The 13,981-nt window shown below is 77.2% G+C and carries 9 protein-coding genes; 3 read left to right on the top strand and 6 right to left on the bottom strand.

Features of this window, described 5'->3' with window-relative positions; all coding sequences use genetic code 11:
• Window positions 1–33: 33 nt before the first annotated feature.
• Both ACIRS1_RS30225 and ACIRS1_RS30220 read right to left on the bottom strand, forming a co-directional pair.
• On the bottom strand, window positions 34–723 hold the full coding sequence (locus ACIRS1_RS30225; RefSeq protein WP_402845224.1) for a response regulator: 690 nt from the start codon (window positions 721–723) through the stop codon (window positions 34–36).
• Window positions 720–1,880: a sensor histidine kinase gene (locus ACIRS1_RS30220; RefSeq protein WP_402845222.1), complete on the bottom strand. Its 1,161-nt coding sequence runs from the start codon at window positions 1,878–1,880 to the stop codon at window positions 720–722. Before ACIRS1_RS30220 ends, ACIRS1_RS30225 begins: the two co-directional genes overlap by 4 nt.
• A 506-nt stretch (window positions 1,881–2,386) precedes the next feature.
• Here ACIRS1_RS30220 and ACIRS1_RS30215 point away from each other — a divergent pair.
• Both ACIRS1_RS30215 and ACIRS1_RS30210 read left to right on the top strand, forming a co-directional pair.
• Complete coding sequence (locus ACIRS1_RS30215) at window positions 2,387–3,832, top strand: alpha/beta hydrolase family protein (protein ID WP_402845285.1); 1,446 nt, start codon at window positions 2,387–2,389, stop codon at window positions 3,830–3,832.
• Window positions 3,833–3,939: 107 nt separating this feature from the next.
• Window positions 3,940–4,818, top strand: a complete 879-nt coding sequence (locus tag ACIRS1_RS30210; RefSeq protein ID WP_402845220.1) for an oxygenase MpaB family protein — start codon at window positions 3,940–3,942, stop codon at window positions 4,816–4,818.
• A 1,074-nt stretch (window positions 4,819–5,892) separates the two neighbouring features.
• On the opposite strand, the gene ACIRS1_RS30205 is transcribed toward ACIRS1_RS30210, so the two are convergent.
• From ACIRS1_RS30205 to ACIRS1_RS30190, 4 genes are all read right to left on the bottom strand, one after another.
• A complete protein-coding gene (locus ACIRS1_RS30205) occupies window positions 5,893–7,743 on the bottom strand; it encodes an alpha/beta hydrolase family protein (RefSeq protein ID WP_402845219.1) in 1,851 nt (616 codons plus the stop codon).
• A 417-nt stretch (window positions 7,744–8,160) separates the two neighbouring features.
• Window positions 8,161–9,621 carry an ATP-grasp domain-containing protein gene (locus ACIRS1_RS30200; protein WP_402845217.1) on the bottom strand — a complete coding sequence of 487 codons (1,461 nt, stop codon included), beginning with the start codon at window positions 9,619–9,621 and terminating at the stop codon, window positions 8,161–8,163.
• A gap of 4 nt (window positions 9,622–9,625) precedes the next feature.
• On the bottom strand, window positions 9,626–11,155 hold the full coding sequence (locus ACIRS1_RS30195) for a lipopolysaccharide biosynthesis protein (RefSeq protein ID WP_402845215.1): 1,530 nt from the start codon (window positions 11,153–11,155) through the stop codon (window positions 9,626–9,628).
• Window positions 11,152–12,459 (bottom strand): glycosyltransferase, encoded by a 1,308-nt coding sequence (locus tag ACIRS1_RS30190; RefSeq protein WP_402845214.1) that lies wholly within the window; start codon window positions 12,457–12,459, stop codon window positions 11,152–11,154. Before ACIRS1_RS30190 ends, ACIRS1_RS30195 begins: the two co-directional genes overlap by 4 nt.
• Before the next feature lie 294 nt (window positions 12,460–12,753).
• Between ACIRS1_RS30190 and ACIRS1_RS30185 the strand changes: the two genes are divergently transcribed.
• Window positions 12,754–13,968, top strand: coding sequence for an FAD-dependent oxidoreductase (locus ACIRS1_RS30185; RefSeq protein ID WP_402845212.1), 1,215 nt, complete (start codon window positions 12,754–12,756; stop codon window positions 13,966–13,968).
• Window positions 13,969–13,981: the final 13 nt, after the last annotated feature.

Raw genomic sequence — 13,981 nt, 5'->3', positions numbered from 1 at the left:
CGGGGCCGGCGCGAGCGGGCGGCCGCGGCGGCGTCAGGCCGGGTGGACGAGACGGCTCTCGTAGGCGAAGACCACCGCCTGGATCCGGTCGCGGAGTTCGAGCTTGTGCAGGATCCGCCCCAGGTGGGACTTCACCGTCGCCTCCGCGAGGTACAGGACGGCGGCGATCTCGGCGTTGGAGAGGCCCCGACCCACCTGGACGAGCACCTCGCGTTCCCGGGCGCTGAGCCGGCCCAGCCGCTCGTCCTGCTCGGCGGTGCGGCCGCCGCGGGCACCGGGGCCGCCGGGGCCGCCCGGGATGTGCGGGCGGAGGTCCTCCAGCAGGCGGCGGGTGATCCGCGGGGAGACCACCGCGTCGCCCGCGGCGACGTTGCGGATCGCGGTGAGGAGTTCCTCGGGCCTGGTGTTCTTCAGCAGGAAGCCCGAGGCCCCCGCCCTGAGCCCGGCGAAGGCGTACTCGTCCAGGTCGAACGTGGTGAGGATCAGCACCCTGCTCTGCGGGGAGGCCGCGATGACCTGTCCGGTCGCCTCGATCCCGTCGGTCCCGGGCATCCGGACGTCCATCAGGACGACGTCGGGGCGCAGCTCCCGGGCGAGGCGGACGGCCTCGGCGCCGTCCGCGGCCTCGCCGACCGGTGCCATGTCGGGCTGGGCGTCCAGGACGGTGCCGAAGGCCATCCGGAGCAGCGCCTCGTCGTCGGCGATCAGGATGCGGATCGTCATGCGGACACCGCCCCGCCGCCGTCGAGGAGGAGGCGGGTACGGACCCCCCAGCCGCCGCCCGGGAGCGGTCCGGCCCGCAGCGTCCCCCCGTAGGCGGCCGCGCGTTCGCGCATGCCGGGGATGCCGTGGCCGGACGGTGTGGCGGCGGGGCGCGGCGGGCGGGGGCCGCTGTCGGTGACGTCCACGGTGACGGCCCCGGTGGAGCACCCGATCCGGACGGTGGCGCGGGTGCCGGTGGGCGTGTGCTTGAGGGTGTTGGTCAAGGCTTCCTGTACCAGGCGGTAGACGGTGAGTTGTGCGGTGGCGGGGACGTGCCCGTGGCCGCCGTGCACCTCGAGCCGGGTCGGCAGCCCGGCGGCGCCCATCTGGTCGGCGAGGGACTCCAGTTGGGCGATGCCGGGCAGCGGGTGGCGCTGCGCGTCCGGTTCGTCGGTTCGTAGGACGCCCAGCGCGCGCCGCATGTCGGTGAGGGCCTGGCGGCCCGTCTCGGAGACCTGGAGCATCGCGGTGGTGGCCCGGTCGGGCGACCGGTGCTGCGCGTAGACGGCGGCGTCGGTGAGCGCGACCATCACGGACAGGTTGTGGGTGACGATGTCGTGCATCTCCCGGGTGATGCGGGTGCGCTCCTCGGCGACGGCCAGTCGCGCCTGCTGTTCCTGTTCGTGCTCCAGGCGCGCGGCCCGTTCCTCCACGGCCGCGAGGTAGGCGCGCGTGGTGCGCACGTTCACGCCGAGGACGGCGGCGGCGACGACCATCGCGGTGACCGCGACGAAGGGCGTCAGGAAGGCGCCGCCGGGCGCCCAGCGCAGGCAGGCCAGCAGGGCCCCCGCCTCCACGACGGCTGCGGCGACGAGCGCGCCGCGCCGGCCGGAGTGCGCGGCCGCCGTGTAGAGGGCCACCAGCAGGGCGACGTCCGCGGGGAGTTGGACGTCCGCCAGCCACTGGACGAGGGCCGCGGCGGCCACGGCGCCGAACACCGGGAGCGGGGCCCGGCGGCGCCAGAGCAGCGGCAGTGCGAGGGCGGCGGTGAGCGCGGCGGCCACCGGGAGCTCGTGCACCGGGCGGGTGGTCAGGACGTTGAGGAGGAGCAGCGCCGGCAGCAGCGCGTCCCCCACCACGGGCGGCAGGCGGGAGGCCCGGCGCGCGGCCGCCGTCACCGGTCGCGCCGCTCGTGCGGAGGTCGGGTGGTCGCGCGCCGTGGGCCGTGGGTCCGTCCTCGCTCCCCGTGGCCCGTGCCGGTGGGCCCCGCCGGGTTCCGCGGCCGCCTCGGTCATCACACGTCCGTCCCTGTCGATTCGGCCTCGTGGCGGCCCCGGCCGGGGCCGCCACCGTACGGCCGGATCCGGGTCGGGCACGGGCGACGTTCGCCCCGCCCGGCCCGGCACGCGCCGCAGCCCCGTCACGGTAGGCCGCGGGCCCCGCGGCGCGCATGATCCCGACGTCGGACGGCACCGTGCCGGGGTACGACCGCAGGAGGAGTGTCCGTACCTCCCGTGGTCGCAGGGCGGCGGCCGATCCGGTGTGCTCGGCTGCTCCTCCGGTGGCACGACGGCCCGCCCCGGTTTGCGACCCCGGTCGCACACGATGGCGACCGGGGATCGATGTGGCGCACACGCCCGGCGCCGAGCATGGCCTGGTGACCGAGATCATCACGGGACTGTCCATGTCCCCCCTGGAAGTCCTCGCCCTGCTGGGCGCCGTCGCTCTGGTGGTGGCGCGCTGGCTGCCCCCCGTCGCCCGCCCCCGCGTCGCGATCGCGGCCGGGGCCCTTCTCCTGCTGTCCGTGCTCGTGCTGGGCGTGACCGGGCTGCGTTGGCAGCTGCTGCCGGTCCTGGCGGGCGCCGCCCTCGTGTTGCCGTTCGCCCTCCTCCCCTTGCTGAGGCACCGTCGGCTGAGCCGCTGTCTGCCGGCGCGCCTGACCGGCCGGCCGGTGTGGCGGGCCCGCTGGTGGCTGGCGCTGCCGGGATCGCTGGCCTGCGCCGGGCTGATCGCCACCGGTCCGGTGGCCGCCTGGGCCTTCCCCGTTCCCGTGTTCCCCGAGCCGTCGGGCGGGTTCGCGGTCGGCACCCGCGTGGTGCAGTGGACGGACCCGGGCCGCCCCGAGACCTTCACCGCCGACCCGGACGACCGGCGCACCGTCGTGGTCCAGCTCTGGTACCCCGCGCAGCAGAGCCCCGCCGGGGCGCAGCGGGCCCAGTACCTCGGGCGCACGGAGCAGGAGGCGCGCACCGTCTCCGCCGCCCTCGCCCACGCCGTCGGCCTGCCGGACTTCCTGGTCGACGGTGTCCCGCGGGCCCGTAGCCACGCCGTCTTCGGCGCCCCGGTGGCCGGCGCGGGGGGACGGTTCCCCGTGGTGCTGTTCTCCCCCGGGTCGGGCGGAGTGCGGACCCAGAACACCGCCTGGGCGGAGGAACTGGCCAGCCACGGCTACCTGGTCGCCGCCCTCGACCACCCGTACGACTCCGCCGCCGTGGTGCTCACCGACGGGCGGACGATCACCGGTGAGACCTCCTCCAGCGGCGACGCGGACGAGGACGAGAAGCTGGCGGCCGGCTGGACGGCGGTCCGGGCCGCAGACCTCGGCTTCGTCCTGACCCGGCTGGAGGCGCTCGACCGGGGGGAGGGCACCGACCCGCTGACCGGACGCCTGGACACCGGCCGGGTCGCGGTGACCGGCCACTCCATGGGTGGTGCCGCCGCCCTGCAGGCGGCCCGGCAGGACCCCCGGGTCGACGCCGTCATCGATCTGGACGGCTTCCCGCACGGCCCCACCTCGCCCGCCCTCGGCCGGCCGACGCTCGCGCTCACCCAGGCCGTCACCCCGGGTACCGACCCGCGCTACCTGCCCCGCCTCACCGAGGTGCTCGCCTCCGGCACCGCGACGAGCTACCGGCTCACCGTCCCCGGCGCCGCGCACCTCACCTTCATGGACGGCCCGCTCTACCTGCCGCCGGTGCCCTCGATCGTCGGCTCCCTGGGCCGCACCGGGAGCCCGCGCGTCGTCGCCGGGGCCACCCTCGCCTTCCTGGACTCCGTGCTGAAGGCCGGGCCCGGCGACCTGGCGGGTGTGCTGCCGGTCTACGGCGAGCTCAGCGTCTACCGTCACTGAACGGCCGGTCCGGGCCCGTTCCGGCCGCCGCTCGGCGGCCGGAACGGGCCGCTCCGCCGCCCGGCGGGGCCTTGATGACCGGGGACGCCGGTCGTACCGTGGCCGTCATGGACGCTCTCCGGGCCGACACCGCGGTCGACCGGCTGCGCGTGCGGCTCGGCGCCGAACTGTTCGCGCGCGTGGCGGGCCCCGACGGGCCCGCCGTGCGGCACCGCATCCACGACACCCCGGGGCCGCGCTGGTTCGCGCCGTCGCGGCCGATCCGGACGGTGCACGGGGACGCGGCGATGTTCGTGGGCGGGCTGCTGGCGCTGCTGGTGCAGTCGCTGCACCCGCTGGCCATGGCGGCGGTCGCCGCCCACTCCGGCTACCGCGGCGACCCCTGGGGGCGGCTGCAGCGGACCAGCACGTTCCTGGCCGTCACCACCTTCGGCACCGCCGGGGACGCCCGGGCGGCCGTGGACCGGGTCCGCGCCGTGCACGAACGGATCCGCGGCACCACCGCCGACGGCCGCGCCTACTGGGCGGGCGATCCGCACCTGCTCGCCTGGGTGCACGCCGCCGAGGCCGACAGCTTCCTGCGCGCCCACCAGGCCTACGGCGCCCGTCCGCTGGACCGGGCCGGCTGCGACGGCTACGTCGCCGACCTGGCCAGGGTGGCGGCGGCCCTGGGCGTCGCGGACCCGCCCCGTGACCGGAGCGCGCTCGACGCCCGCCTGAGCGCCTACGGCCCCGAGCTCGAGGCCACCGCGGAGGCCCGTTCGGCGGCCCGTTTCCTCCTGCTGCACCCGCCGGTGCCGCTCCCGGCCCGCCCCGCCTACGGTGCGCTGGCCGCCGCCGCGGTCGACCTCCTGCCCGCCGGGTACCGAAGGCTGATCGGCATCCCGCCGGCTCCTCCCGGGGAGGCGGCGGTGATCAGGCCGCTCGGCCGCGGCGTGGTGGGTGCGATCCGCTGGGCCATGGCCGGCCCTCCGGGCGGTCGGTGACCGAGCCGGACAGCCTGCGCCGGGGGCGGGCCGTGCCGGCCTCAGGTCGTGGCGGTCGGGGTGGGCGTGGCCGCACCGGCGGGCGGGGCCTGGCAGGGCAGGGCAGGGTGACCATGACGCCCACACCCTGGCCGGGCTTCGACCCGACCATCAGCGAGACGGTGGAGTGGTCGGACTCGTGGACGGCCTCGAACTCCCCGGTGGGCGGTCCTGACGGCGCGGGCGCCCCGTCGGGCGGAGTCGGCCCCCGCGGCCCGCGAGTCCGCAGGCAGGCGCTGCTGCTGACGGTCCGGCACCGGGGGCCGGCCGTCGGTCCCGGCCTCGAACGCCCGCCCACCGATGACGCGTGGTCACCGGCGCTGCATGCCGAGGAGGTCCGGCGACGGACGGGTGCGGGAGCCCCCGGCGATGTCGGGCGCCGGCAGGACCGGACGGGCCGGCCGCGGGGCCCGCCGTGCGGACGGCGCTGCGGCCGGGCAGGAGCAGGGGCACGCGCAGCGCGGCGATGCCGGCGCCCCGAGCGTCCAGGTGGCCGCCGTCGCCGGGCCCGTGGTGAAGGGGGGCGTGAGCGGTTGCACGAGCGGTGGTGTCGGGATCGGCCGGGTGTCGCGCGCCGCCCACGGGGCGGGCGTGACTGCGGGGCCGGGGGTCCGGACGGTCCGGGCGAGCCCGTGGCCGGTCGTGTTCAGGCAGGTCGCGGTGTTCATGACGCCCTCCGTATGCCGTCGACGGTGGTGCCGGTCGCAAGCACGGACGGCCCGCGGGGCGCCGGGAGGTCCGGAGTTTCCGGCCGGGGCCCGGTGGGACGGTCGGCCCGGGGGCCGACCAGCCGTCCTGCTCTCACGCTAGCGGCGGCGCGGCGGCGAACCGTGATACCCGGGGCGGAACCTCGGCGCCGGGGCGGTACCCGGGGACTACGCCGTAAGTGCACCGCGCGGAGCGCTCCGGGCCTCGCGCGGGGGCCCGTGCGCCGGGTCCCGTGCCGTGGGCCCGTACGGTGGCCCGCGCCGTAGGGCCGCGCATGGTGGGCCCCGGTGGCGTCGGCCACCGGTACCGGGGTGCCACGACGCGGTCTCACCTCCGCCCGAGGGCCGGTTCGGGCCGGCGGGCGGGAACGGGTCCGCCGTCGGCCAGGAACCGCAGGACCCGGGCCGCGACCTGGTCGGGGCCCGCCCCGCCCGGGCCGCCGGGGCCTCCGGCGGTCAGCTCCTCGTAGCGGAACTCCCCGCCCGCACGACCCCGTTCGGACAGGCACCGGGCCAGGGCCCGGGCGTGCGCGACGGGGGCGGGCTCGTCGAGGCCGTCGTGCAGCACGAGCACCCTGGTCCGCAGGCCGGGGGCCAGTCGCTCCAGGTCCCGGGGGCCGATGGCGTCGACGGCGGGGCGGAGACCGGCGAGCCGTAACACGGTGTCGCGGACGGCGGGCGCGGCGTCCGCGAACGGCCTCGGGCCGGAGACGAACGGCGCGTACGCCACGCAGGCGGACCACGGACCGAGGTCGGTGGCGGCGGTCAGCAGCGCCAGGCACCCCCCGTACCCGGCGCCGAACAGCGCCGGGGGTTCGGCGCCGGGGGCGCGGCCGTGGCGGAGGTGGTCCGCGAGGGCCGCGATGTCGGCCCGGTCCGGCCCGCCCCACGCGTTGACGACGGCCAGCGCGTGGCCGGCCCCGTAGCCGGCGCTGCCCCGCTGGTTGGGGGCCACGACCGTGACGCCCGCCGCGGCGAGGGACCGGAGGAACGGGTCGTGGCGCAGGGTCCAGCGGCTGCCCGGGCCGCCGTGCAGGGCGAGGACGACGTGCCGGGACGACCGCCAGTCGGGGCCGTGGACCACCGCCTCCACCGGGCCGACCGCACCCGGGAGGACCTCGGCCCGGGGGCGCGGAGCGCAGGTCGGCGCCGCGATGCGGTGGACGTGGGCGACGCCTCCGCGGGGCGCCGGGGCGCTCAGGGCGGCGCCGTCCGGGGGCAGTCCGGCGATGACCAGCGGCTCGTCCGGGGTGGACAGCGGCAGCCAGGCGCCCTTGGCGGTCCAGGCGCACCGCGCCGTCAACTCCCCTTCGGGGACGGTGATCCGCTGGATCTCGCCGCTCTCCCAGGAGTGCCGGATCAGGCCGGACCGCACTCCCCGCACCTCGACGTGCAGGACCTGGGTGCCGGAGGGGTCCACGGCCACCGGGTGCAGGGCGGCGGTGAGGCGGCACAGCGGCGAGGCGTCGGGCAGCAGCCGCAGCAGCCCGCCCCCGCCGGCCGGGACCATGCCGAGCCGGTGGCCGGCCCCCTCGACGACGGCGACGAGGGCCTGGCCGCCGCCGACGGCCAGCAGCCGGGCCGGCCGGCAGGTGAGGCGTTCGGCCGGGCCGAGGGTGCCGCGGGCGAGGTCGAACCCGACCACGCCCGGGCCGCCGGCGGTCCTCAGTGTGAAGAGGACCCGGCGCCCGGAGAGGTGTCCGCCCACCAGGGCGCCGGGGACGGTGCGCAGGTCCCGCCAGCCGGCCGCGCCGGCGCGCAGGCCGTGGAGCACCGAGTTCCCGTCCTGGTCGTGACTGACGGCGAGGGCCAGGAGGCCGGTGCCCCGCGGTGCGGGCAGGGGGTGGAACCCGCGCCCCGGCCACCCCGCCAGCTCGGTGCCCTCGCCCTCGCACGCGGCGTCGCCGTGCAGGTACAGGCGCCGGCCCGTGACGGACGGCCAGGAGCTGATGACCCGCCCGTCGTCCAGGGGCAGCAGAGCGGCACGGGCGGTGGCGCCGGGGAAGGCGTGGCAGCGCAGCAGGCGCGCTCCCGTCGGCAGGAGCCGCCACTGTTCGAGGACGGGGCGGCCGGTGTCGTCGGTGGCCAGCGTGGCGGCGAAGCGCCCTGACGGGGAGAAGGCGGGGCCGCACCGTGCGGTGATCGTCGCGGCGTGGCAGTCGGGTTCCGGGCTGGTCATCGTTCGCTTCCTGTGACGGCCTGGGCGGGGGGACCGGGGAGGCGTCGGACGTCTTCGGCGGCGCCAAGAGTGGCAGGCGGCGTTCGACGGCACCAGGACGAAATCAAGCCGCCGGAGGGCCGAGGGGGCCGTCCGGCGCTCCCGGAGGGCCCGGCCCGTGGTTCGGCTGCCGACGCCTCGCGTCCGCTCGCCCGGACGGGCCGAACAGCAGGTCGGTGGCGCATCACCGCAGCTCACGCGCCTGGCGCGCCGGCAGCGCAGGCCCCACCCGGGCGCCGAGCCGCACCCGCGCAGCCGTCCGGACGGGGTTCACCCTCGGGGATGACACGAGGTTGACGATAGGACACGATGTTGACGTGATTCCGACCGTCGCCGCCCTCGCCGGCGCCGCCCCCACCAGCGCCGGCGGTGCCGGGGTCACGGCTCGGCGTACGGCTCCTCCACCTGCGCCCCGGTGTCCGGGGCGGGTCCGTCGGCGGGGCGCGGGCCCGGGCCGCGCCGGTCGAGCGCCACGCCCGGTACCCCGTGGGGCTTGGCCGGGGAGGGGCCGTCCGTCAGGGAGGGCTGCGGCGGGTCGGTGCGCCGGGCCCGACGGGCGGCCCGCGCCGTGATCCGGCGCGCCACCGACCCCGCGAGCCAGCCGAGTTCGACCAGGGCCGGAGCGGGATCGTCGGCGGCGAGCCAGGAGCGTTCCGTGCGGGCGGGCAGGCGGGTGGTCCGCGGCGGGAGCCGCCGGTGCCGCCAGGCCCAGACCGAGGCGGACGCGAGGTCGAGGTTGCCCAGCCCGTAGTCCCGGACCAACTGGGATTCGACGGGCGGCCGCAGGCCGGTGAGCGACATGTGGAGGGCCCGCACCACGTCGATGCCGGAGACCGTCTCGAACAGCCGGAACTGCGCGCCGGTCCTGGGGTTGAAGTCGACGAGCTTGTAGCGCCCGTCGCGCCGGTCCAGGCGCCAGTCCAGATCGGCCACCCCGGCGTAGCCGACCTTCCGGCAGAGGTCGGTGGCCATGGCCGCCAGTTCCGGGTTCGGCAGTGAGCAGGCCCGGGTGGTCACGCCCGCGTCCGGGGGCCACGAGCGGCGCTTGCGCCCGGTGAAGACCAGCAGCGGCTCACCGCCAGGGCCGCAGCACAGATGGGTGAACCAGTCCTCGCAGTGCTCTGGCGGAAGGTACTCCTGGACCAGCACCGGGCGCCCGGCCCGCGGCGCCATCACGGCCCGGAGGGTGGCGAGGTCGGACACGATCGTGGTGGCCTCGACGGCGGGGCGGGCGAGCCTGGTCCACGCCTCGCGGTTCTTGAGCACCAGCGGGAACCCCCACTGCCGCCCGCAGTCCAGGATCTCCTCCAGGCCGGCCGGTGCACAGCTGCGCGGCGTGGGCACGCCGTGGCGCCGGCAGATCTCGTACAGGTCGGCCTTGCTGGCAAGTCTCCGGGGCAGGCCGGGCGGAACGGGCGGCAGGAGGAAGACGTCGGAGAGTTCCTCCGCGTGCTCGGCCAGGAGCACCGCGGCCTCGTCGTCGGTGGCCACCGGGACGCACGGCGTGCCGATCGCCAGGCCGATGGAGTGCAGTCGGGCGACCAGCTCCCCGGGGCTCTCCAGCCCGGTGGTGGGCCAGACGAACCGCCGGGAGAGGTGGCGGGACACCGCGGTCGGGGTGCAGGGGTGTTCCACCACGGCGTGCACGGGCACGCCGGCCCGGCCGAGGGTGCGCACCACGCCGAGCCCGCCCTGGTGCTGGGGATAGCGACCGATCTTGACCAGGAGCGCCGGTGTCCGGCCGTCCAGCGGCCCCTGGCGGCCCCCCACCGCGGCGTCGACGCCGTTCCCCGGTGACGGGCCGTCGTGACCACCCGGGAGAGCGGGCCCGAGGTCCATGCCGTCAGCCTCCTTCGGGCCGGCCCGGCAGGACCGGGGACAGCCATCGACGGACCAGCAGCAGCAGCGGCACCGCCAGCACGCACTCGGCGATCAGCCAGGACAGCCCCACCCCGGCCAGCCCGAGCCGTGGCAGCAGCACGGCGGCGAGGCCGATGACCAGCACCGCGACGGCCGCCCGGACCAGGATCATCCACAGCAGGGAGCGCTGGACCCGGGCCACCTGGATCGCCACGTTGACCACCACGTTGGGGACGGCGGAGAGCGCCATCAGCCGCAACACGGTGGTGCCGTGCGCCGCGTAGTCCGGGCCGAACAGCCGCAGGGCCCACGGTGCGGCGACCACGATCACGGCCACCGCGGCGGCCAGCAGCACCGCGGAGTGGCGCAGCAGGCGGTAGGAGTACTCGCGGAGCCGGTGCGGGTCCCGCGCCCCCTCGACCACGAGGGAGGACCCCATGCTGAAGGCGGCGACGTAGAGCGTGGAGGCGATCACGTAGGCCAGCGCGTAGTAGGCGTTCTGGCCCGGCCCGACCTGGTCGAGCACCATCAGCGGCAGGACGGCGGAGGTGGCGAAGCCGAAGAGGTTGCCCGCGTAGTCGGCCGTCGCCCAGCGGGCCATCCGCTCCGGCGGCCGGTCGGGGCCGTCGTGGTCCCGGCCCTCGTACTCGCGCTGGGCCGCGGGTACGGCCCAGCGGAACAGCACGACGTTGGTCAGGACGATCGAGACCACCATCGCCGCGGCCCAGGAGACCAGGATGCCGGTGGCCAGGTCGAGGGCGATGCAGCCGGCCAGGAACACGGCCTTCGCCACGGCGAAGACGGTGTTCTCCCCGAGGACCCACCCCATCCTGCGCACCCCGGTGAGCGCGCCGTCCTGCAGGACGAAGACCGAGTAGCCGGCGGTGGCGGCGACGAAGGACACGGCGAGCCCGGGGGCGCGCAGGAACTCCAGCTCGGGACTGATCACCGGGACGAGCAGCAGGAACCCCACCGCCGCCAGGACGCTGCACACGGCGCTGATGGCGTACCAGCGGATCACCAGGGACCGGGTGCCCGCGCCCGCGGTGGGCACGAACCGGACCAGCGCCTCGCCGAGGTTGAGGCTGCCGAGGGTGGACAGGAAGGTCGCGGCGGCGAGCACCGCCGAGTAGCGCCCGACGGTCGCCGCACTGTAGTGACGGGCGGCCAGCATCCAGAACAGCGCGCCGAGTCCGGCGGCGACGACCGCGCTGGCCGCCAGGATCCGGCCGTTGCGCAGCAGTGAGTCGGCCTGGGCGGCCGGGCGCAGCGCCCTGCCCGTGCGGGCCGGCCGGCGGGTCCGGGTCGGGAGGGCGGTGGATCCGTGCGGCGCCTCCCTGGCGGTGGGCCCGTCGTGCCCGGCCCCCGCCGGGGGTTCGCGCGGCGGGGGGCGCCCGGGCGCGGCGCGGTCGGGCGGCCCGCCGTGCCCCGGGGGGCCGGCGGGCGGGCGGTGTGACGGGTCGGCACGGCGCGGGTCGGGTGGTGGCGCCGACGGCCCCGGCCCGGGCGTCACCCGGGGGCCCTCGTCCGGGCGGCTCGCCGCTGGGTGCGCAGGCTCACCAGGTAGCAGAACGGCCCGTAGAGGAAGCCGCGCCGCTCCAGCCGCTTGAGCGAGCGGAACGCGCCCTGGTAACCGGGCGGGGCTCCCCGGGTGCGCTTGCGGGCGGCCTGGTGCCAGCGCCACACGCCGCTGGGCAGGCGGCGCAGCAGGACCAGCAGCAGGCCGGGCCTGCGCATCACCGCCGCGGTCAGGTAGGCGCCGAAACCCACGCCGAAGGCGCTGATCTGACGGGTCAGGGCGTCCATGGTGCGGCGGTGACGGTGCCAGACGACGGCGTCCGGCTGGTAGACGACGGTGTGCCCGGCGGTGAGGACCTGTTGGAACGCCAGCAGGTCCTCACCGCCGCGGGCGGGGCTGCCCGCGCCCGCGGCCCGGTCGAAGCCGCCGACTCCGCGGAGCACGTCGGTGCGGAACGCCATGCTGGCGCCGCTGCCGAACCGGCCCGTGGAGAACTGGGCCAGTCCGTCGGTGTCCGTCCCGTCGAGCGTCCAGGTCCGCAGGGTGAAGCCGCGGCCCGCCGGCGCGTACGCCTCCAGGGTCAGCTGCGCCTCGGTGTCCAGTTCGGCGGGCGCCACCAGTCCGGTCACGCAGGCGGCGCGGGCGTCGGTGGTGAAGCCGTCCACCAGGGCGGTGACCCAGGCGTCGTCGACGATGACGTCGTCGTCGGTGAAGGCGCAGATCTCGCCGCGGGCGGCGGCCAGCCCGTGGTTGCGGGCCCAGGACAGGCCGGGCACCGGCTCGTTCAGGTAGCGGATCCGGTCGCCGTAGCGGGTGCGGACCAGCTCGCGCGTGGCGTCGCTGGCCGGCGCGTTGTCGACGAGGATGACCTCGAGGTGCGGGTAGCGCAGCCGCAGGATCGAGTCCAGGCAGGCGCCCAGCATCGGGGTGCGGTCCCGGGTGCACACGATCACGCTGACCAGGGGCCCGTCGTCGGGGCGCCGGTGGGCGAGCTCCACGGCGGGCACGGCGGGCGCGGGTACGGGAAAGCCCCGGCGGGCGGTGTCCGCCAGGGCCCGGTAGAGGTCGTCCGGGTCCTGGTGGTCCACGGTCGCGCGCACCCACCCGATGGGGTGCCCGTCCAGTCGTACCAGGGTCAGCACGCGCCCGTGGGTGCTCTCCGGCGGCAGGCCGCCGGGGGCGCGCAGCGATCCCGGGACGGCCAGGTCCAGTTGGAGCACGTGGACGGGTGCGGAGGTCGGGTCGCCCACGGCGGAGTGGAACCCGGTCGTCACCTCCGACAGCACGGGCAGCGTCATGACGGACTCTCCGGAGCGGTCGGGGCCTCCGCGCAGCGGCGCCCGGTCCTGGTACGAGGCGCCGAGGGAGAAGCGGGCATATCACCATGAAACACCCTGAGGGCACGCTCGGCCCTCTTACGGCCCCGGGCCCGTGAGGGGCCGGCCCGGCGCCCCCCGCCAGCTCAGGGCACCCGGATGCCCCCGCCCCGACTTCGACGCATCCTGGACGGGAGCCGTCCCGCCGCTCGTAGGAGGACCGATGCCACGCCTCTCCCGGACCCGAAGGACCGAGTCACCAGCGGAGGCGGGGCCGTGAGCGCGGCGGCGGGCCGGCCGGTCGTCGTGATCGGCGCCGGACCGTACGGGCTGGCGACCGCCGCCCACCTGAGCGCCCTGGGCGTACCGCCGAGGATCTTCGGCGAACCCATGGAGAGCTGGCGGCTGCAGATGCCGGCGGGCATGTTCCTGAAGTCCACCCCGTCCGCGTCCTCCATCTCCGACCCCGGCGCCCACGGCAGCCTGGCCGCCTTCCGGGCCCTCCACCAGCGCCCGTCCGGCGGGGACCTGCACCCGGTACCGCTCGACGAGTTCGTCGCCTACGGCGAGTGGTTCCAGCGGATCTTCGTGCCGACGCTGGAGCGGGCCCGGGTGACCGCGGTCTCCGCCGACCGGGACGGCTTCGCCGTCACGCTCGACACCGGCGAGTCGCTGACCGCCGCGGCGGTGGTGCTGGCCACCGGGCTGCGCCCCTACGCCCGCGTGCCGGCCGCCCTGGCCGGCTTGCAGGAGCGCGGCCTGGCCTCGCACTCCTCCGCGCACGCCGACCTGTCCGGCTTCGCGGGCCGGCGGGTGGCGGTGATCGGGGCCGGCCAGTCGGCGCTGGAGAGCGCCGCGCTCCTGCACGAGAACGGCGCGCGGCCCACCGTGGTCGCCCGCGCCGAGCAGCTGCTGTTCGGCGACCCTCCCGCCACCGAGCTCAGCAGCGACCGCCCGCTGCCGGTGCGCGCCGTCAAGCCGGGCACCCCGCTCGGCCCCGGCTGGTCCCACTACGCCCTGAGCCACGCCCCGATCGCCTTCCGGCACCTGCCGGACGCCACCAGGTCCCGCCTGGTCCGCACCGTACTCGGGCCCTCCGGCGCGTGGTGGCTGCGGGAGCGCGTCGAGGGCCGGGTCCCGGTGCTGCTGCGCCGCCCCCTGGACGGCGCGGAGTCCGCCAACGGCGTCGTCCGGCTCCGGGTGGGCGGCGCCCCCGAGCCGCTGGAGACGGACCACGTGCTGGCCGCCACCGGCTACCGGGTCGACGTGGACCGCCTGGAGCTGCTCGACGCCGCACTGCGCAGGGCGGTCGTCCGCGCCCCCACGGGCGCGCCCCGGCTGGACCGGGACTTCCAGTCGTCGGTGCTCGGGCTCTACTTCACCGGGCTGTCGGCGGCGGACACCTTCGGGCCGCTGATGCGCTTCGTCGCCGGCACGGGCTTCGCGGCCCGGCGGATCAGCGGGGCGCTCGCGGGTCCCGGCGGCCGGTGAGCGCGGCCCGGGG

The sequence above is a fragment of the Kitasatospora sp. NPDC101176 genome (assembly GCF_044768035.1).
In the GTDB taxonomy this organism is placed as follows: Bacteria; Actinomycetota; Actinomycetes; order Streptomycetales; family Streptomycetaceae; genus Kitasatospora.
Note: the sequence above shows the minus strand (reverse complement) of the source record. Positions and strands in the feature narration are given on the sequence as shown.

Coding starts and splice junctions, on each gene's coding strand:
- ACIRS1_RS30225 (WP_402845224.1), bottom strand. CDS start 723: ATGACGATCCGCATCCTGATCGCCGACGACGAGGCGCTGCTCCGGATG.
- ACIRS1_RS30200 (WP_402845217.1), bottom strand. CDS start 9,621: ATGGACCTCGGGCCCGCTCTCCCGGGTGGTCACGACGGCCCGTCACCG.
- ACIRS1_RS30205 (WP_402845219.1), bottom strand. CDS start 7,743: ATGACCAGCCCGGAACCCGACTGCCACGCCGCGACGATCACCGCACGG.
- ACIRS1_RS30190 (WP_402845214.1), bottom strand. CDS start 12,459: ATGACGCTGCCCGTGCTGTCGGAGGTGACGACCGGGTTCCACTCCGCC.
- ACIRS1_RS30210 (WP_402845220.1), top strand. CDS start 3,940: ATGGACGCTCTCCGGGCCGACACCGCGGTCGACCGGCTGCGCGTGCGG.
- ACIRS1_RS30215 (WP_402845285.1), top strand. CDS start 2,387: ATGTCCCCCCTGGAAGTCCTCGCCCTGCTGGGCGCCGTCGCTCTGGTG.